Source organism: Noviherbaspirillum sp. (assembly GCF_035254865.1).
GTDB lineage: Bacteria > Pseudomonadota > Gammaproteobacteria > Burkholderiales > Burkholderiaceae_D > Noviherbaspirillum.
Genome location: NZ_DATFAF010000003.1, coordinates 1 through 19,002 on the forward strand (window position 1 = coordinate 1; position 19,002 = coordinate 19,002).

The window sequence follows — 19,002 nt, forward strand, 5'->3', positions numbered from 1 at the left end:
CCGCCCAAGTTTTTTGACAATGTTATCCGATTAACTTCCTTCGAGGAAGCTCTTCAGCTTGTCAGAGCGTGACGGATGGCGCAGCTTGCGCAGCGCTTTTGCCTCTATTTGACGGATGCGCTCGCGAGTGACGTCGAACTGCTTGCCGACTTCTTCCAGCGTGTGGTCGGTCGACATCTCGATGCCGAAGCGCATGCGCAGCACCTTGGCTTCGCGCGGCGTCAGCGAGTCGAGCACGTCCTTGACCACGCCGCGCATCGATGCATGCAGGGCCGCGTCGGCCGGCGCCAGCGTGTTGTTGTCTTCGATGAAATCGCCAAGATGGGAATCGTCGTCGTCGCCGATCGGCGTTTCCATGGAGATCGGTTCCTTCGCGATCTTCATGATCTTGCGGATCTTGTCTTCCGGCATTTCCATCTTGATCGCCAGCGTTGCGGGATCCGGCTCGGCGCCGGTTTCCTGCAGGATCTGACGCGAGATGCGGTTCATCTTGTTGATCGTTTCGATCATGTGCACCGGAATACGGATGGTGCGCGCCTGGTCGGCGATCGAGCGCGTGATGGCCTGACGGATCCACCATGTCGCATAGGTCGAGAACTTGTAGCCGCGGCGATATTCGAACTTGTCGACCGCCTTCATCAGGCCGATGTTGCCTTCCTGGATCAGGTCGAGGAATTGCAGGCCGCGGTTGGTGTATTTCTTCGCGATCGAGATCACGAGACGCAGGTTGGCCTCGGTCATTTCGCGCTTCGCCTTGCGGGCCTTCATCTCGCCGGCCGCCATCTTCTTGTTGATGTTGCGCAGGTCGGGCAGCGGCAGAACGACGCGCGCTTGCAGGTCGATCAGTTTCTGCTGCAGTTCCTTGATGGCCGGCGCATTACGACCGAGCACGGCGCTGTAGGGCACGCTGGCGGCGATTTCGGCGTCTACCCAGTCGAGATTGGTTTCATTGCCCGGGAAGACACGGATGAAGTGGGTGCGCGGCATGCCGCACTTGTTGACGGCGACTTCGAGGATCTGCTTCTCGATGTGGCGCACTTCATCGACCTGGCCGCGCAAGGTGTCGCACAGCTTCTCGACGAATTTCGCGGTGAAGCGAATGCCGAGCAGCTCGTTCGAAATGGTTTCCTGTGCCTTGACGTAGGGCTTGGAGTTGTAGCCTTCCTTCTCGTAGGCCTTGCGCATCTTGTCGAACTGCGAGGAGATTTCCTCGAATTTCGCCAGCGAATCGCGCTTCAACTGTTCCAGCTGCTCCGCGGAGAAGCCGGCAGCGGCGCCGCCGCTGTTGTCCTCTTCCTCTTCTTCCTCTTCTTCCTCTTCCTCGTCGTCGACTTCTTCGTCGTCGGCAGCAGAGGCGGAAGCGGCCGCGACATCCTCGCCCGCGTTCGGGTCAACCAGGCCGTCGACGATTTCGTCGATCTTCACTTCTTCCTTGGACACGCGGTCGGCCGCGGCGAGAATTTCGGCGATCGTGGTCGGGCAGGCGGAGATGGCCTGGATCATGTCCTTCAGGCCTTCTTCGATGCGCTTGGCAATTTCGATTTCGCCTTCGCGCGTCAGCAGTTCGACCGAGCCCATTTCACGCATGTACATGCGGACCGGGTCGGTGGTGCGGCCGAAATCGGAATCGACGGTCGACAGCGCGGCTTCCGCCGCCGCTTCGGCGTCGTCGTCGGTGGCGACGGTGGCCACGTTATCGGACAGCAGCAGCGTCTCGGCGTCCGGCGCCTGTTCGTAGACGGCGATGCCCATGTCGTTGAACGTGCCGATGATGCCTTCGATGGCTTCCGGATCGACGATGTTTTCGGGCAGGTGGTCGTTGATTTCAGAATACGTGAGGAAGCCGCGATCCTTGCCGAGCTTGATCAGTGTCTTGAGTTTCTGGCGGCGCTGCTCGAGCTCTTCCTCGCTCGCTTCCGTATCGGAAGAGAATGCATCCTTCAGCAAAGCCTTTTCCTTGGCCTTGCGATCCTTTGCCTTTGCCTTGTCGGCGGCCTTGAGTTCCGCGCGCTCGACGGCGTTCAGTGCGGCGACCTCGTCATTCTCCGGCTGGAATTCCTTGGGCTTGCGGCCACGGCGGCCCGGTACTTTCACTGCCGGCAACACGTAGCTGGACGTGTCAATCGCCGCCAATGCTGCCGCATCGGTAGTCTGGTTGACCGCCATTACTTTGCTTTCGGACTTGGGCTCGGCTTTTGCCGCCACCTTCGTGGCCTTGCTCGCGGTCTTCGGTTCGGGTTTCTTGGTCGTCACGGGTGCTTTCAATTTCTCGGGAGCGGCCGGTTTGGCGGCAACTCGGGATGAAGATTTCGCCTTCGGCGAGCTTGCTTTTGCAGCGGTTTTCGGTGCTGCTTTGGCAACGGTTTTCGTCGCGGCCTTGATCGAGGTTTTTGCCTTGCTTGCAGGCTTGGCAACAGCGGTCTTCTTCACGGCAGGCTTTGCCATCGACTTGGTCGAGGCCGGTTTAGTTGCAGCCGATTTCGCTTTTTTTGCGGTAACAGTCGTTTTCGCGGGTTTTTTCATTGCGTTTGCCATGGAATCAATACCAACTGGTTTGCTCTCGTGCGCCGAGTGAATTGCGCTTGGTGGAGCCGATGAATCTGTACTGGCTTCGGCATTCGCCCGCGCGACATCCCTGGTAATTCGTTCTGTGACTTATGAACCCGGTCAGGCAAACGATCTTACCTAAGGTCTTGAATCAAAAGCTTTAAATTATACCACAGAGAGCAACGTTTCTCCATCACAAAGGCATGGGGGCAATTTACCGCGGTATGCTTTCGACCGCAGCTTGCTGCCGGAGTTGCTCTTGTTGTTGCATCAGTTCGCGATATCGTGTACGGGCCTCCTCCGTCGCCAACCCGCTTGCCGCTAGGCGGCCCATCTCCGCCGTGATTACTTGCATTTTAGTCTGCCGCACCGCGCCGACAAGCTCAAGGCGCGCAGCTTCGGCATCCGACTCGCTTTCTGCAGCAATTTCGGCGATCAAAGGGTCAAAATCGTTGTTTATTGCGCGAAGCTGTTCCGCCAGCGCCGCGAAATTGGCCTGCGGACCGAGCGCAAGGCAGGCGTCGACCAGCTGCCGCAGCATCTCGGCATTGTCCGGAGCAAGCTGAGCGGTGGCATCCATTGCCGATGGATCAATCCCGGAAGCCAGCGACGGATGAGCGACCAGCAGGCGGATCATTTGCCGCTCCAGCCCCATCGGCGGCGTGCGCTTGGTGCGCGGGGGGGCGATCTTGGTGCGCGCGACCGGCTGCGCCAGCTCGAACAGCGCCTCGATTTCGGCCGGGGTCGTCTGCGTTACCTGCGCCAGCCGGCGCACGATCTGCAGCCGCAGCGCCGAGGGCGGCATGGCCTGCAGCAGCGGCTTGGCATCGAACTGGGCCCGCGCCCGTCCTTCGGAGGTATTCAAGTCGACATCCTGGGTCACTTCGTTGAGCAGGAATTGCGACAAGGGCATGGCGTTGCGCACCTGCTGCTCGAAGGCTTCCGTGCCGAGCTCGCGGATATAGCTGTCCGGGTCGTGCTCGGTGGGCAGGAAGAGGAATTTCAGGGTCTTGTTGTCCGTGGCATGCTGCAGGCAGGCATCGAGTGCGCGCCGCGCGGCGCGGCGGCCGGCCGCGTCGCCGTCGAAGCTGAAGACGACGTGATCGGTCTGGCGCAGCAGCTTCTGCACGTGGGTCGCGGTACAGGCGGTTCCGAGCGTCGCCACGGCTTGCGGAAACCCGAGTTGCGCGAGTGCAACCACGTCCATGTAGCCCTCGGTCACCAGCACGTAGCCGGCATCGCGTATCGCCTGGCGCGCTTCGAACAGGCCGTACAGCTCATGCCCTTTTTGAAACAGCGGAGTTTCCGGGGAGTTCAGGTATTTCGGCTCGCCACTGTCCAGCACGCGTCCGCCGAAACCGATCACCTGCCCCTTGGTGTTGCGAATGGGGAACATGATGCGGTCGCGGAAGCGGTCATAACGCTTGCGTCCATGCCCCTCTTCCTCGCTCTTGTCGATCACGAGGCCGGCTTCGACCAGGGCGGGGGAATCATAGTCGGGGAAAACGCCGCGCAGGCCGTCCCAGCCGTCGGGCGCATAGCCGAGTGCGAATTTCGCCGCGATTTCGCCGGTCAGGCCACGATTCTTGAGATAGGCGATGGCCGGCTGCGCGCCGCGCAGTTGATGACGGTAGAAGTCGCAAGCCTTGCTCATCACGTCGGACAGGGCAAGGCTCTTCGCCTGCACTTCGGCGCGCTGCGCGGGCGGCAGGCGGTCCTCGTCGGGCACGGTCATGCCGACGCCCTGCGCGAGGTCCTTCACCGCCTCGACGAAGCCGACGCCGGAATACTCGATCAGGAAGCCGATCGCGGTACCGTGCGCGCCGCATCCGAAGCAGTGATAGAACTGCTTGGTCGGGCTGACCGTAAAGCTGGGGGATTTTTCGTTATGGAATGGGCACAAGCCCATGAAGTTGGCGCCGCCCTTCTTCAGTTGCACATAGCGGCCGACCACATCGACAATGTCGACCCGGTTGAGCAAATCCTGAATGAAAGTCTGTGGAATCACGGCGAAATACGGATTGTCCCGGGTAGCTGTCGAGGAGTCGATTCGATCATTGTCGCACCCGATCGCCGGGTGCGGACATGAACCGAAAATGGGGACGAAGTGGGCTTTTTAAACCGCCCCGCCCGGAATACCTCAGGCTTTGGACAAGGCTGCCTTGACCAGGCCGGAGACTGTGGTCATATCGGCACGACCGGCCAGTTTCGGCTTGAGCACGCCCATCACCTTGCCCATGTCCTGCGGACCGGCAGCGCCGCTTGCCGCGACGGCCGCGGCCACTTCTGCCTGGATTTCCGCCTCCGACATCGCGGCCGGCATGTAAGCAGACAGCACCGCGACTTCAGCCTTTTCGGCATCGGCCAGATCCTGGCGGCCGCCGGCTTCGAACTGGGTAATGGAGTCCTTGCGCTGCTTGATCATCTTTTCGATGATCGCCAGAACCTGCGCGTCGTTCAGCTCGATACGCTCATCGACTTCCTTCTGCTTCATCGCGGCGGTCAGCATGCGGATCGTCCCGAGCCGCGCACTGTCCTTGGCGCGCATCGCGGCCTTCATGTCTTCGGTAATCTGCTCTTTGAGGCTCATGTTTTTCTCTCCAATGCGAGTTCCGCCAATGGGACATGCGGCAAAGAAAGTGTAGCGAGCGGGTTGAGTTTCGTTCGAGGAGCGCAGCCGTACTGGCGTACGGCGAGCACCACAGAGCGAAAATCAGCCCGCGCAGTAGCTTTATTTGCCACATGAAACGCCAAAACCCGCTGCGGGAACTCTTCCGGAGCGGGTTTGCACGCCATACCGCACACAACGTGCGGCAGCAAAAATCAGTACAGTTTCTTCGGCAATTGCTGGCTGCGGATGCGCTTGTAGTGGCGCTTCACGGCAGCGGCGAGCTTGCGCTTGCGCTCGGCAGTCGGCTTCTCGTAGAACTCGCGCGCACGCAACTCGGTCAGCAGACCGGTTTTCTCGATGGTGCGCTTGAAGCGACGCATGGCGACTTCGAAAGGCTCGTTTTCTTTAAGGCGAATTGTGGTCATGTAAACTCAAACCGAGGGTTTTTAGGGAAAGACTCAAAGTATAACACGCTCAACAAGGCATTGCAAAGCCTGTCAATCGACGCGTCGCTTATGTGCAAACATATCAAATCGACAAACCTGCCGCCGTGCCGGATGCCCATGCCCACTGGAAGTTGTATCCGCCCAGCCAGCCGGTCACGTCCACCGCTTCACCGATGAAGTGCAGGCCCGGCACCTTGTTGGCCATCATGCTTTGCTGCGACAGTTCGCGGGTGTCCACGCCGCCGCGCGTGACTTCGGCTTTCTTGTAGCCTTCGGAGCCGTTCGGGATGATGACCCAGCGATTGAGCGATTCGCCCAGCTTGCGCAGGGCCTTGTCCTGCATGTCGGCCAGCCGCGCGTCCGGCTTGAATCCGTTTGCCAGCAGCCAGCCTTCCGCGAGACGCGCGGGCATCCACTGCGCCAGCAGGTTGCCGAGATTCTTCTTGAACGTGCCCTTGCCTTCGATCAGGGTGTGCGCGACATCGGTTTCCGGCAGCAGGTTCAGCATCAGCGGCGCGCCCGGTTCCCAGAAGCTCGATATTTGCAGCACCGCCGGGCCGGACAGGCCGCGATGGGTAAACAGCAAGTCCTCGCGAAAATGCGCGCGCGACTTTTTCTCGCCGGTCTCGATATCGACCTCGAGCGCGATACCGGCCAGCGGGACAAAAGGCTCCCAGGCGGCATGGTCGAAGGTCAGCGGCACCAGGGCGGGACGCGGTTCGATCAGCTTGAGGCCGAATTGCTTTGCGATGCGGAAGGCGAAATCGGTGGCGCCGATCTTGGGAATCGACAAGCCGCCGGTGGCGATCACGACATTATCGGCCAGCAGCACACCGGCGTCGGTATCGAGCCGAAAAGCCTCGCCCTGCCTGCCGATGGCTTCGATCCTGCAGGGCATGCGCCACGCCACATGGCCCAGATCGCATTCGGCCTTGAGCATGTCGATGATCTGTTCCGAGGAATGGTCGCAGAACAACTGTCCCTTGTGCTTCTCGTGATAGGCAATGCGGTAACGCTTGACCAGCGCGAGGAAATCCTGCGGCGTGTAGCGCGCCAGGGCGCTGCGGCAGAAGTGCGGGTTATTCGAGATGAAATTCTGCGGGCCGGCATGCAGGTTGGTGAAATTGCAGCGGCCGCCGCCGGAAATGCGGATCTTCTCCGCAAGCCGGCTGGCGTGGTCGATCAGCACGACCTTCTTGCCGCGCTGACCGGCGACGGCGGCGCACATCATGCCCGCCGCGCCGGCGCCGATTACTGCTACATCAAACTGGTTTGCCATGGCTTGTATCAATCGGAACAAGCCGTGATTGTAACTAATGGAAGCACGGCGACGACGAATGCTTCATCCATAACTCCGATGAAAGACGCATCACGTCATTGAGCGAACCGCGTTGCTTGTAGGTGTCGCGCAACCAAGTCGCGTCGTTGAGGCGTTCGTAGGCCATGTGGCGCAGCTTCTTGAGCGCCTGCAGGTCGGCGTCGTTCTGCGCATAGCGTTTCAGATCCTGCAGGCGGTTCAGGATGCTGACGTAGATCGATTGCTTGGCCGAGGTCTTGTCGGAAGATTGCTGTGCGATCTCGCCGTCGAGTCCGTAGCGGCTGGCTTCGAAGCGGTTGTACTGATACAGCAGATAGAAATCCTCGTCGATGGTGATCGGCCTCTCGGTCAGCAGCCAGCGCGCCAGCAGTTGCGCGTAGCAGCCGAGCAGCGCCGCATGCTCCAGCGTCAGCGGCGTGTCGCATACGCGGATCTCGACCGTGCCGTATTCGGGTTTGGGGCGGATGTCCCAGTAAAAATCCTTCATGCTGCCGATGATCCCAAGCTGCATCAATTCATCGTAATAGCGCTCGAATTCGCTCCACTTGGTGAGCACTGGCACGGTGCCGGCCAGCGGGAAAGCGCGCACCACGTTGCTGCGCGAGGAGTCGAAGGCGGTGTCGACGCCCTGGTAGAACGGCGACGCGGCCGACAGCGCGATGAAGTGCGGCACGAAGCGCGAGAATCCGTGCGTCAGGTACAAGGCGTCGTCACCATTGGCAACGCCGATATGAATATGCTGGCCGAACACGGTGAATGTCTTGGCAAGATAGCCATACCGGCGATGAATGTGATGGAAACGTTCGCTCGGCGTGATGCGCTGCTCGCTCCAGCTCTGAAAGGGATGCGCGCCGCCGCCCGCGACGTCGATGTTGAGACGCTGCGCGCCTCGCAGCAAGGCCGAGCGCAGGTCTTTCAACTCGGCGAGCAAGTCGTCGACGCGGGTATGGATGCCGGAATTCAGCTCGATCATGCCTTGCGTGATTTCCAGCTTGATCTGGTCCTGCAGCTTGCGCGGCTCTATCCATGCCAGCAGATCGAGCGCGTCGGTCGCGAGGTTGTAATTGCGGCGGTTCACGAGTTGCAGTTCAAGCTCGATGCCCATCGTGAAGGGTGTCGAGGATGTGAAAGGCAGGATGCCCATGTGTCTCTCCTTGGTTCTCTTTATTTAGTCGCTTGTTCGCGTCCGCTCTCGCCGGACTTGATCAGTGCAAATTGCGTCGCGATCGGGCCGAACAGTTCCAGCACGATCAGGCTGCCGGCGAGCAGCGGCGCCACTGCTGCCGCGGTGTGCGGATAGACGGCGGAAATCTGTCCCAGGACCAGGCTTGCTTCTGCCATCGGCAGCGCGCCGAGGGTGAGCAAGCCCGCCTGCCGCCATTTCAGTTTCGCCGGGCGTGCGAACGCAAAGATGCTGCATGCCATGGCGGCAAAGCGCGCACCGATCAGTACCGCGACCGAGCCGCCGATGGCGACCAGTTCGGAGACGTGGATGGATGCGCCGACCGTCATGAACAGCATGACGATGAACAGCTCGCTGGCAACGCCGAATTCGAGTTCCATCAAGTCGTACTGCAGGTCCAGGTTCTTGGACAGGATGGCGAAGATCAGCATGGTCAGCAGCACCGGCAGGCGCAACGCATGCGCCGCGCCGATCGTGAGCGTGATGATGGCGATCACCAGCACGAACTGGCGGCTGCGCTCGCGGCCGAGCAGGCGCGCCAGCGGCATCATCAGGCGATAGGTCAGGTAGGCAAGCAAGGCCGAACCGAACACCGAATACAAGGTGCTCGCCAACAAGGTCTGCAAGGGAATGTCGGCATCGGTGGCGACCAGCGGCAAGACGATATAGGCAGACAGAAGCGCCACCAGATTGTTCAAGGCGGTCATCGCGGAAAGGCGCCGCGTGATGTGCCCTTCTGCGCAGAGGTCGCGCACGACGACCATCACGACTGCGGGTGCAGTGCCGATGGCGAACACGCCGGCCAGCATGGCGAGCGGACGCGCAACACCGAGCGCTTCCAGCGCGCCCCAGACGAACAGGAAACACAGGGCGGAGCCGGTGACGACCGTGGCGACCAGCCATTTTTCATGACGCAGCCAGCCGATATCGACGTAGCGGCCGAGTTGATAGGCGACCAGCGCGAGCGCGATGTCGGCGAAGACATTCGACAGTTTCAGCAGATCGCCCGACAGCCAGTCCAGGCCGCCGGTGCCGAGAATCATCCCGACCAGCAGATAACCGGTGATACGCGGTATCCAGGAATTTTTTGCGACCAGATGGCCGCCGATCATACCCAGCAATAACAGGCTGCCGAACAACAACAGCGCGTTCCACTGCAGCGGCTGCGCCAGGTCGAATGGCGGTAGCGTCCACGACATGGATTCTCCCAGATTGAAATGTTTTTAATACAGGAGTGGGATCAGAAATCCGCTTGAAATCGATGACGAATGCAGGAATGGAAAATTGCAAGCGAATCTTGAAACGCAAAACGCGTGCTGCACGCCCGGCACCATGGCATCGAAAAATCAAACGGCGACTCTGAACTCCTCTTGCTAATAATGATGTCGCGGCCGAGACATTAGAGACTGCAAAGCTTTTGTCAGCAGGCAAGTAATAAAGTTCCTATTAAAAATTCCGCATTGCACTTTTTTGTGGAATCGGTTGTCAGCCAGGTAATGAGTGGCGAGTGAGCAGGAAAATGCGTCAAACGCCGAGGTGTTGGCGAGAGCGGGATGCGACAAGACGGCCTGCTCCGCTCGGAGAGACCGTCCCATGCAGGAAGCGCGGATCAGGCGGTGCGCTGATCCAGGTCGGCGATCATGTCGTGCGACGCGCAACGCACGACATCGCCGATCACGATGATGCTCGGGCTGCCGAGCGAAGAGGCGGCCAGCGCCTGCGGCAATGCGCCGAGAGTGGTAATCAATTGCGCCTGCGCGCTCGACGTGGCCGATTGAATCACGGCGATCGGCGTGGCAGCCGGCTTGCCGCCGGCGAGCAGGGCTGTCTGGATTTCACGGCAACGCGCGACACCCATGTAAATGACGAGCGTCATGTCGAGCCTCGCCAGCGTTGCCCAGTCGGGATCGGCGTCCGGCGTCTTGCCGTGGCCGGTCACGAAAATCGCGCCCTGACTCCAGTCGCGATGCGTCAGCGGCACACCGATCGAGGCCGGCGCGGCCAGGCCGCTGCTGATGCCGTTGACAACTTCGACATCGATGCCTGCTGCCTGCAGATGCGCAGACTCTTCGCCGCCACGCCCGAAGATGAAGGGATCGCCGCCCTTCAGGCGCACGACCACCTGTCCGGCGCGGGCTTCGGCGATCATGAGCCGTCCGATGAATTCCTGCGGCGTGGACTGGCAGCCGCCGCGCTTGCCGACGTGGATGATGCGGGCGTCTTGTCGGGCGAACGCGAGGATGTCCGGGTTGACAAGGTCGTCGACCAACAGCACGTCGGCCTTGCCGATCGTTTTCACTGCCTTGAGGGTGAGCAGCTCCGGATCGCCGGGACCGGCGCCGACGAGAAAGACTTTAGCGGGGCTCGTCATGGAACACCTTGTTTGCATGTAGACGTCTTGTTACATGCAAACAGTGTTCCACCTGATCGGCGATGGGTTGCGGAACCGGTTGATCGCCCTTGAGCGCATCGCTGATCCATTTTGCCGTCGTTTCTGCATCACTTGAGGGCGGCAATGGAGGCAGCTCGTCCACGGGACCTTCTTTTTGCACCAGGATCGTGCGTTCATGCTCGTGGAACCATTCGATCTGCTGCGCGCGCTTGGCATTGGCGACTGTTTCGCCCTCGGTGCCGCGCATCAGGAACACGTCGCCGCGCGCGACCGGTGCGGCGCTGGAAAAATAGGCGCTCAGCATCTCGAGGTATTCCGGATGCGTGTAGGACGTCAGGCGCAGCGCCGGGCCGGCAAATGGCTGGAGAATCTTGACCAGCGTGTGGGTCGAACTGCGCACACCCAGCACGCGACGCAGCGCGAGCAAGCGCGCCATGCGCGGCGCGAGCGCTTCGATCGGCATGAAGACCGGCTCCCGTCGCGCGAAACCTTGTTGCGCTTCCTGCACCGTTTGAGCGAAGGAATAACCGAGCGCCTGGAGAATCTCGGCGGTCGTCACCCGGCCCGGATCGGTCGTCACACCATGCACCAGCACCGGCACGCCGCGTTGTGCAAGCAGCAAGGCCAGCAGCGGTGTCAGATTCGCCATGTGGCGCGAACCGTTATAGCTGGGGATCACGACGGGCGCGTGCTCGCCTTCGGGCGCGGCGAGCTTGGTGAACGAGGTTTCGGCGGCATCGAGAAAACCGGCGATCTCGTCGACCGACTCGCCCTTGATGCGCATCGCCATCACGATGGCACCGAGTTCCAGATCGGAAACGCGGCCGTCGAGCATGGCGGCATACAGTTGAGAAGCGTCGTCGCGCGACATGCTGCGCGCGCCTTTCTTGCCGCGGCCGATTTCCTTGATGAAGCGGGCGGCGGGAAAGGATTCGGGGGAGTGTGCGTGTTTCATGACGAGAGGGTACACCGAACCGGGACCGGAATGAAAGCCGGCCCTGCCCTTCAGCGCCGCTCCGCCGCGACCGGCACCTCGATCACGAATTCCGCGCCGCCGCCAACCGCATTGCGCGCATACATCTTGCCGCCGTGCTGTTCGATAATGCCGTAGCTGATCGACAAGCCGAGCCCGGTGCCCTTGCCCACCGGCTTGGTGGTGAAGAAGGGATCGAAGATCTGCGACATGTGTTCGGGGGGAATGCCCGGGCCGTTATCGCGCAGCATCAGCGTCACATGCTGCGCGTCCTTGTGCGCGGAGATCCAGAGTTGCGGTTGCGTCACGTGCGCTGCCGCCGCGGCGTCATAGGCGTTCTGAATCAGGTTCATCAGCACTTGCAGCAGCTGGCCGGCGTTGCCGATGACGTTCAGGGCTTCGCCTTCCTCCCAGTGCACCGTGAATTCCGGTGCGGTGCCCTTCCGCACCCAGTGAATGGCGCGCTCGACCACGGCGGCGAGGTCCACCGTCGTCTTCTCTTCGCGGTCCACCACCGAGAAGCGCTTGAGCCCGTTGACGATATCGGCGGTGCGCTGCGCGCCTTCGATGGTTCCTTCGATCAGCGAGGGCAAGTCCGCCACGATGCGGTCGATGCGCAAGTGCCGGCGCAATTCGGCCATCTCATGCGACGTGCCCTGCTCGTGCAAGGCGTTCACATAGGTCGCGAGACGTTCGCTGTAGCGCTTCAGCGCATGCACATTGCCCAGCACGAAACTGATCGGGTTGTTGAGCTCATGCGCGACACCGGCGACGAGACGGCCGAGCGATGCCATTTTTTCCGAATGCAGGAGCTGCCGCTGCGTGCGCTTGAGCGCTTCGTGCGTCTCGCGCAGTTCGTGATAGGCGCGCTTGAGTTCGCCCACGGGACGCCCGACGAAGACGTAGCCGACATGCCTGCCGCTGCTGTCTATGCGTGGCGTGCAATTGACGTCGACGGGCACGGCGCCGTGCGCGGCATTGCTCAGATTGAGTTCGGTCACTTCGCACACGCGCCGTGGTTCGGCCTGCTCGATTACCTTGCGCACGCACTCGACGCTTTCGCTGTCGGCCAGCAGCCGGTAGATCGGCATGCCGTGCAAATCGGCTTCGCTGATGCCGACCAAAGCGCGCAAGGCCGCATTGGTTTCCTCGATCTCGCCGAGATGGTTGCAGGCAATCAGCACATCCGACATGGCCGACAGCAGGCTGAAGATGAACTGCTGCGAACGCTCCAGCGCCTCGTTCTTTTCTTCGAGGGCGATCTCGTCGCGCACCAGTTGCGAATACACCTCGTCCATCTTGTGGATCACGTCGACCCAGGTGGCTTCATCGACGCCTTCGATGGGCGGCTGGTTGGGCAGTGCGCCGATCTGAGGGAGCGGTGGTGATTTGGTTTTCGATCTGCTCTGGGGCATGGTTGTTGGTCCGGAAAAGCTGGGTGTCCACGGAAATCACGGAAAACACGAAAAAAATCTTTTCACATGGTTGGCGTCTGTTCGGACAGATGTAATGAACACTGGCTATTGGTTACGTACTTCTACAAGATCTTCATTTCTTTCCGCGCCTTCCGTGTTTTCCGTGAACAAAAAAAATTCAATGCACGGTGCATACCATGCATGGATCACACTTGGTTTTCGATCTGTTCTGGAGCATGGTTGTTGGTCCGGAAAAGCGCGTGTCCACGAAAATCACGGAAAACACGGAAAAAATCTTTTCACATGGTTGGCGTCTGTTCGAACGGACGTAACGAACACTGGCTATTGGTTACGTACTTCCACAAGATCTTCATTTCTTTCCGTGCCTTCCGTGTTTTCCGTGAACAAAAAAATTCAATGCACAGTACATACCATGCATGGATCAAACGAGCGAACGATGTGCTGGACCGCGACCGGCGTGTCTTCGCCCTCGCGCACCGGCGCGCCCACCAGCGCTGCTTCCAGCGCGCCGGGAACGCCTTGGGCATCGCGCGGCGAGAAATTCCAGGAGGTCGGCGCGACGATCTGGTAATTCAGGATCTTGCCGTCGCGGATCGCGATCCAGTGGCCGAGGCTGCCGCGCGCCGCTTCGGTCAGGCCGGTGCCTTCCGCATGGTCGGGTAAAGGCGATTCCGTGAAATAGGGGTCGCCGATGCGCACCGCGCCCAGCCATTTCTCCATCGCCGGCACGATCAGCGCGAGTTCCAGCAGGCGCGCCAGCACGCGGGTATAGACCGTGCCGCCGCAGCGCGCGGCCGCATCGCGTACCAGGGGGTGCCCGTTGACGAGCTGGCGGGCCAGCGCTCCGGTTTCCAGTACACGGCCGCCGAGGCGCGGCGCCTTGTTCCAGGTATAGGCATCGGGTTTGTCCGGGGTCGGCAAGGTCAGGCCTTCGCGCGGATGACGCGGGCCGCCCTGGTCGGAAAGCCAGGCGCGCGTTGCGTCTTCTTCTATCGCGGCGGTATCGAGTGGAGTGGTCGCCTTCTGCGCGGCATCCCAGACACCGGGGGCGAAGCGCATTGTTGCATCGTGTTGCGGATAGGCGCCGTAGGACAGGTAGAGTCCCGGGCCTTGCCCGAGGCGGTCGAGGCCGGCATCCTGCGCGATCGTGAGAAACAGGCGGAAATCGCCATGGTCGGATGGCGCACTTGCATGCCACGCGCGCAAGGCTTCTTCGCTATCGAGAGCGGCGATCTGCTCCAGCGGCGCGGCAAACAGGGTGCGTTCCAGGAATGCGCGGAATTCGCGGATGCGCGCGAGCATGCGCACGCGCTCGGAGGCGTCGATGGCGCGTGCCGAGCCGCCGGGGTGGATGGACTGCGTATGCGGCCACTTACCACCGAGCGTGCCCAGCAGCGTGAACCAGCGCTGGCGGGCGGCGATGGCCTGCCGCGCGTGTTCGCCCTGCTGCGCCGCGAAACGTTGCCGCACCTGCGCATGCCAGGGTAATCCGGCATAGACGGGCCGCGCGAAGTCGGGCATGAAGAACAGGTAGAAATGACTGAGGTGATCGGCCAGGTTTTCCGCGGCGAGCATCAGGTTGGTGACGATCAGCCCGTTTGGCGGCGGCGCAATCTGCATGGCGTCGGCCAGTGCGCGCGCGGCGGCGACCGATTGCGAAACGGAACAGATGCCGCAGATGCGCGGCACGTACACCATTGCATCGAAGGGATGTTTCTGCTGCAGGATCTGCTCGAAGCCGCGATACATGGGCGCGTTCACCTGCGCCGAACGCACGCTGCCGTCGACGACATCGAGCTGCACTTCGAGGTCGCCCTCGACGCGGTTGAAAGGGCCGACGATCAGGCGTGACATGGTGCTCTCATTTCAGCCGCGTCTTGCGAATGGCGGGATTGACCACCTGATGGTCGACGCGCGCATTGTCGCGCACGCGTTTGGGCGTGGCCGATTTCGACAAGGACGAGAGTGCGACGAACCAGGCTTTCGGCATGTCGGACGGCAGGCCGATCGGAATGCCGGCGATTTTCGGCGTCACGTGGAAGGGGTGGCCCGGCTCCTCGAAGCCGGGTTCGGTGCAACTGATGCAGGCGTAGCCGCCGCGCAGGCAGGAGCCCTCGCCGTTCCATGGACGCGCGCCGCAATCGGCGTGTGCCTGCGTGCCCTTGCAGCCCATGTTTTCCATGAGACAGCCGAGGTCGGACGGCTTGGCGGCGCTGGCCTTGAATTCATAGAACTCGTTACGGGTGCAGCCGTGGTGCACCAGGCGGTCGGCATAGAAGCGTGGACGGCCGAGCGCATCGATCTGGCTGGCGTCGAACTGGTCGGCCGCGAGCGCCATCAGGGTTTCGATCACCCACTGCGGATGGGTCGGGCACCCCGCCACGTTGATGACCGGCAGGCCGGAGCGTGCGCGATAGTGCGCGCCGAGCAGGCCGCCGATCTGGTCGCCGTCATACTGCAGGCCGCAGGCGTCGGTCGGATTGCTGCCGCCGGCGGTGATGCCGCCATAGGCCGCGCAACTGCCGACCGCGATCGCATGATCGGCCACGGCGGCAAGCTCGCGCACCCACGCGATCATCGGTTTTCCGGTGCCGGACAACATATGGAATCGCCCGCTGCCGCCGGGGCCGCGCAGCAGCGCGCCTTCGACGCACAAGGCATTCAAGGGAATTTCGCGCTCGCAGCAGGCGCGCAGGATGTTCAGGGCATCGCTGCCGCTTTCGAGCGACAGCGAGGGATGCCACAGCATGTTGATGCCGGCATCGGTGAGCGATCCGAAAAAATCTGCCGTGTCCGCGCACAGCAGCGACATGGTGCAGCCGCCGCAGCCGCCGGACTGCAGCCACAAGACATTGAAGCCGGGGCGTCGCTCGGGCAAGGAATCGCGCAGCATCATTTTTCCTCCAGTCCGAAGCGCACCAGCTTGCTGCGCAGACCGACGCGCGACAGGCCAAGTTCCTTCGATGCATGCGTCTTGTTCCAGCGGTAGCGCAGCAGCGTTTCCTTCAGAATCACGGCCTCGATCGCATCAAGCCGTTCCTGCAGCGTGCCGGACTGCGGCATGCCGGGATAGCCTGGTGCGCCGGTGCCGTGCAATGCCGCGGTGCCGGGCTGCCCTTGCAGCACCTTGCTGGAAAAGGCGCGCGCGCCCACTTCGCTGCCTTCGGTGAGCGCGACCGCGCGGTAGATCTCGTTGCGCAATTCGCGGATATTGCCGGGCCATGGATACGACATCATGCTGGCGACGGCGTCGGGATGAAATCGCTCGATGGGTTTGGCCAACTCGCGCATGGCCTGCTGCAGCAGCGATTCGGCGATCGGCGGAATGTCGCCGGGCCGCTCGCGCAGCGGCGGTATCGCCATCGTCATGCCGGCAAGGCGGTAATACAGGTCCTGGCGGAATCGCCCAGCGTGCACGTCGTCTTCCAGGTTGCGGTGGGTGGCGGCGATCACGCGCACGTTGACGGGAATCGCGCGCGTCGCGCCGACCGGGCGCACTTCTCCCTCCTGCAGGACGCGCAGCAGCTTGACCTGGAAGCCGGGCGAAGTGTCGCCGATTTCATCGAGAAAAACCGTGCCGCCATCGGCGCGCTGGAACAGGCCGACATGATCTTCATACGCGCCGGTGAAAGAGCCGCGCTTGTGGCCGAACAGTTCCGACTCCAGCAGCGTCTCCGACATCGCTGCGCAGTTCTCCATCACGAAGGCGCGCGATGCGCGCGGGCTGGCGTAGTGCATTGCGCGTGCGAGCAGTTCCTTGCCGCTGCCCGATTCGCCGAGAACCAGCACGGACAGGTCGTAGCGTGCGATGCGCGCGGCGATCTCGCAGACCTGATCCATCGGGCTGCCCTGCGCGCGCACGATGCGGCCGAAGTCAAAGGCGTCGCGCACGCTGGCCTGCTTTTCGGCGGCACGTGCGCGCAAGACCGGCGTGCTGGTGCGCAATTCGATGTTGAGACGATGCATGTCGGACTGCAGTCCCTGCGCCTCCACCGCGCGCCGGACTGTTTCCAGCAAGTGGTCGGGCAGCCAGGGCTTGAGCAGGTATTGATAGATGCCTGCCTCGTTGATGCCTTCGATAATGTCTTCCGAATCGGTGTAGCCGGAAATGATGATGCGCACCACGTCCGGCCAGCGCTCGCGCACTTCCTTGAGAAACTGCACGCCGGTGGTGCCGGGCATGCGCTGGTCGCACAGGATGACGGAGACGGGATGCCGCTCCATCAGCTCGCGCCCGGCGTCGGCCGCGCCGGCCGTGATCACGTTGAAGTCCTCTTCGAGGGTGCGCCGGATCGCGTCTTGCGATCGCGGTTCGTCGTCGATCACAAGAACGGTCGGCAGGCTGGTCGGAAGGGCGGCATTCATGAGATGTGTTCAGCGGTGGATGGCGAGGTGGCGCGGTGTCCACGCATGCGGCATTTTATGCACAAAATGGTAGCGCGCGACATGGTAACTGGGATCGAATCCATAAAAATTGCGGCGCATTCTTGCCAATTCCTCATCGCGGTAGGCTTGCAGCGGCTTGGCTGCTTCATCGCGGCTGCGTCGCTCGCGCTTGACCGCCAGCCGCTCGCCATAGTCGTCCACTTGCGCAAATGCCGTGGCGCGGCGCCTCACTTCCTGCAGAAACTCTCCGGCATCACGCCCGAACGCGGCATCGATCAGGCCCTGCCGCGCCGCCTGCGTGGCCGAGATCGGCAGGCGGTTCTGCGTGATGGCACGCGCCTGGTCCTCGCCGACGCGCCGCGGCAGCAGGTAGGTCCAGTACTCGGAGCCGTACAGGTTGCCCATGTTCTTGTAATGCGGGTTGAGCAGCACGCCTTCATGCGCCCAGACCATGTCGGCCGCCAGTGCCAGGAAGGCACCGCCGGCGCCGGCGTTGCCGCGCATGGCGGCGATCGTCAGCTGCTCATTGGCGGTCAGGATTTCGAGCGCGAGGTCGTCCATCGCGTTGATGTTGTGCCAGGACTCGTCGGCTGCGCTCTCGTCGGGCCGGTGGGCGGCGGCTTCGATGCAATTCAGGTGAATGCCGTTGCTGAAGAAATCCTCGCCGCCCAGCAGCACCAGCACGCGCGTCGGCCGTTGCCTGGCTTCCAGTACCGCGTCGCGCAGGCGCCGGCATTGCGCGGTCGACATTGCGCCATTGTAGAAATCGAAGGACAGATAGCCGACTTCGCCCTCCTCGCGGTAACGCAGTTCGCCCCATTCCTCGTCGGCGCGTTGCAGCGGGACTGCCAGCTCGGGCAATTCTGCCGTCTCGGCGGGAAATGCCACCGCAACAGGGAGTTTCAACTGCTTGTCGAGATCCTCGGCGCCCGGCGCGCGGCGCGCATGGCCTATCCACACGCCGCCATCGCGCGTGCGACGCAACACGGCTTCGTCGCGGCGTGCGACGATATCACCCGCACTGCCCTGCACTGCCGCCAAGGCCGCGCTCGTGGCGGGGTGCGCGTCGTACAGATAGCAAGGTGCGCCGAACAAGCTGTCGACTACGCCCGGAAATCCGTCCGCGCCATGGATCTTCGCCAGCACCGTCGCGCTGTCATCGTTGTGCCAGTCGATGCGGCGCTGCTCCTGCCGCAGCAGCGGACGCAATTGCCCCTGCGTGTCGCCCGCCTCGGCCAGGGGCAGCGGGCGTTCTCCGCGTTCGAACTTGGCTATCGCCTCCAGCACCGCGGCAACGGCGGCATTGGTCACTTCGTTGCGGTACAAGCTGCTCTTCATTGCAGTCCGCATCGGGAAGCCGGCAGTCGCCCAGATGTCGCCCGCGTCCATCTCGGCATTGGCTTGCAGCACCGTCACGCCCCAGCGCGGCTCGCGGTTCAGGATGGCCCAGTCGAGCGCCGACGGTCCGCGGTCGCCGACGATACCGGGATGGACGATCAGGCACACGTGTTTCTGCCAGATCGAGGCAGGCACCGCGCGTTTCAGAAAGGGCGCGACGATCAGGTCGGGTTGGTACGTGGTCACCGCTTCTTCGCTCACGGAATCGGCGATGTCCAGTTCTATCGATACCTCATGGCCGCGCGCACGCAGTTCGACGAACAACCGCTGCGTGAGGCTGTTGAAGCTGTGGGAAATGAAAAGAATGCGCAT

At 62.1% G+C, this 19,002-nt stretch carries 14 protein-coding genes; all 14 read right to left on the bottom strand.

Annotated features, from left to right (window positions below; translation table 11 throughout):
* Positions 1-30: 30 nt before the first annotated feature.
* Complete coding sequence (gene rpoD / locus VJ651_RS00455; RefSeq protein ID WP_414691274.1) at positions 31-2,523, bottom strand: RNA polymerase sigma factor RpoD; 2,493 nt, start codon at positions 2,521-2,523, stop codon at positions 31-33.
* Positions 2,524-2,761: 238 nt separating this feature from the next.
* Entirely contained in the window at positions 2,762-4,555 is a 1,794-nt protein-coding gene (gene dnaG / locus VJ651_RS00465) for a DNA primase (RefSeq protein WP_324105537.1), read from the bottom strand.
* A 132-nt stretch (positions 4,556-4,687) separates the two neighbouring features.
* Positions 4,688-5,137: a GatB/YqeY domain-containing protein gene (locus VJ651_RS00470; protein WP_136417676.1), complete on the bottom strand. Its 450-nt coding sequence runs from the start codon at positions 5,135-5,137 to the stop codon at positions 4,688-4,690.
* A 233-nt stretch (positions 5,138-5,370) separates the two neighbouring features.
* Positions 5,371-5,583 (bottom strand): 30S ribosomal protein S21, encoded by a 213-nt coding sequence (gene rpsU, locus VJ651_RS00475; RefSeq protein WP_005665410.1) that lies wholly within the window; start codon positions 5,581-5,583, stop codon positions 5,371-5,373.
* Between the two features lie 103 nt (positions 5,584-5,686).
* A complete protein-coding gene (locus VJ651_RS00480) occupies positions 5,687-6,883 on the bottom strand; it encodes an NAD(P)/FAD-dependent oxidoreductase (RefSeq protein WP_324105538.1) in 1,197 nt (398 codons plus the stop codon).
* Between the two features lie 34 nt (positions 6,884-6,917).
* Positions 6,918-8,066: a YbdK family carboxylate-amine ligase gene (locus VJ651_RS00485; RefSeq protein ID WP_324105539.1), complete on the bottom strand. Its 1,149-nt coding sequence runs from the start codon at positions 8,064-8,066 to the stop codon at positions 6,918-6,920.
* A 20-nt stretch (positions 8,067-8,086) separates the two neighbouring features.
* The gene (locus tag VJ651_RS00490) at positions 8,087-9,304 is read right to left on the bottom strand and encodes a cation:proton antiporter (RefSeq protein ID WP_324105540.1); all 1,218 of its coding nucleotides are present in this window, start codon (positions 9,302-9,304) and stop codon (positions 8,087-8,089) included.
* Positions 9,305-9,714: 410 nt separating this feature from the next.
* The gene (cobA, locus tag VJ651_RS00495) at positions 9,715-10,476 is read right to left on the bottom strand and encodes a uroporphyrinogen-III C-methyltransferase (protein WP_324105541.1); all 762 of its coding nucleotides are present in this window, start codon (positions 10,474-10,476) and stop codon (positions 9,715-9,717) included.
* Positions 10,460-11,452, bottom strand: a complete 993-nt coding sequence (gene ybiB, locus VJ651_RS00500; RefSeq protein WP_324105542.1) for a DNA-binding protein YbiB — start codon at positions 11,450-11,452, stop codon at positions 10,460-10,462. The genes cobA and ybiB overlap by 17 nt, the downstream gene beginning before the upstream one ends.
* 50 nt (positions 11,453-11,502) lie before the next feature.
* Positions 11,503-12,885 carry a sensor histidine kinase gene (locus VJ651_RS00505; protein WP_324105543.1) on the bottom strand — a complete coding sequence of 461 codons (1,383 nt, stop codon included), beginning with the start codon at positions 12,883-12,885 and terminating at the stop codon, positions 11,503-11,505.
* A 414-nt stretch (positions 12,886-13,299) separates the two neighbouring features.
* Complete coding sequence (locus VJ651_RS00510; RefSeq protein WP_324105544.1) at positions 13,300-14,760, bottom strand: nickel-dependent hydrogenase large subunit; 1,461 nt, start codon at positions 14,758-14,760, stop codon at positions 13,300-13,302.
* Between the two features lie 7 nt (positions 14,761-14,767).
* On the bottom strand, positions 14,768-15,802 hold the full coding sequence (locus VJ651_RS00515; RefSeq protein WP_324105545.1) for a HupU protein: 1,035 nt from the start codon (positions 15,800-15,802) through the stop codon (positions 14,768-14,770).
* On the bottom strand, positions 15,799-17,271 hold the full coding sequence (locus VJ651_RS00520; protein ID WP_324105546.1) for a sigma-54 dependent transcriptional regulator: 1,473 nt from the start codon (positions 17,269-17,271) through the stop codon (positions 15,799-15,801). Before VJ651_RS00520 ends, VJ651_RS00515 begins: the two co-directional genes overlap by 4 nt.
* Before the next feature lie 9 nt (positions 17,272-17,280).
* Positions 17,281-19,002, bottom strand: a complete 1,722-nt coding sequence (locus VJ651_RS00525) for a hydrogenase maturation protein (protein WP_324105547.1) — start codon at positions 19,000-19,002, stop codon at positions 17,281-17,283.

Bases quoted from the DNA above. Each gene is read 5' to 3' on its own strand.
- rpoD (WP_414691274.1), bottom strand. From the start codon at position 2,523: ATGAAAAAACCCGCGAAAACGACTGTTACCGCAAAAAAAGCGAAATCG.
- ybiB (WP_324105542.1), bottom strand. From the start codon at position 11,452: ATGAAACACGCACACTCCCCCGAATCCTTTCCCGCCGCCCGCTTCATC.
- VJ651_RS00480 (WP_324105538.1), bottom strand. From the start codon at position 6,883: ATGGCAAACCAGTTTGATGTAGCAGTAATCGGCGCCGGCGCGGCGGGC.
- VJ651_RS00490 (WP_324105540.1), bottom strand. From the start codon at position 9,304: ATGTCGTGGACGCTACCGCCATTCGACCTGGCGCAGCCGCTGCAGTGG.
- cobA (WP_324105541.1), bottom strand. From the start codon at position 10,476: ATGACGAGCCCCGCTAAAGTCTTTCTCGTCGGCGCCGGTCCCGGCGAT.
- VJ651_RS00485 (WP_324105539.1), bottom strand. From the start codon at position 8,066: ATGGGCATCCTGCCTTTCACATCCTCGACACCCTTCACGATGGGCATC.
- VJ651_RS00505 (WP_324105543.1), bottom strand. From the start codon at position 12,885: ATGCCCCAGAGCAGATCGAAAACCAAATCACCACCGCTCCCTCAGATC.
- VJ651_RS00510 (WP_324105544.1), bottom strand. From the start codon at position 14,760: ATGTCACGCCTGATCGTCGGCCCTTTCAACCGCGTCGAGGGCGACCTC.
- rpsU (WP_005665410.1), bottom strand. From the start codon at position 5,583: ATGACCACAATTCGCCTTAAAGAAAACGAGCCTTTCGAAGTCGCCATG.
- VJ651_RS00525 (WP_324105547.1), bottom strand. From the start codon at position 19,002: ATGCGCATTCTTTTCATTTCCCACAGCTTCAACAGCCTCACGCAGCGG.
- VJ651_RS00520 (WP_324105546.1), bottom strand. From the start codon at position 17,271: ATGAATGCCGCCCTTCCGACCAGCCTGCCGACCGTTCTTGTGATCGAC.
- VJ651_RS00515 (WP_324105545.1), bottom strand. From the start codon at position 15,802: ATGATGCTGCGCGATTCCTTGCCCGAGCGACGCCCCGGCTTCAATGTC.
- VJ651_RS00470 (WP_136417676.1), bottom strand. From the start codon at position 5,137: ATGAGCCTCAAAGAGCAGATTACCGAAGACATGAAGGCCGCGATGCGC.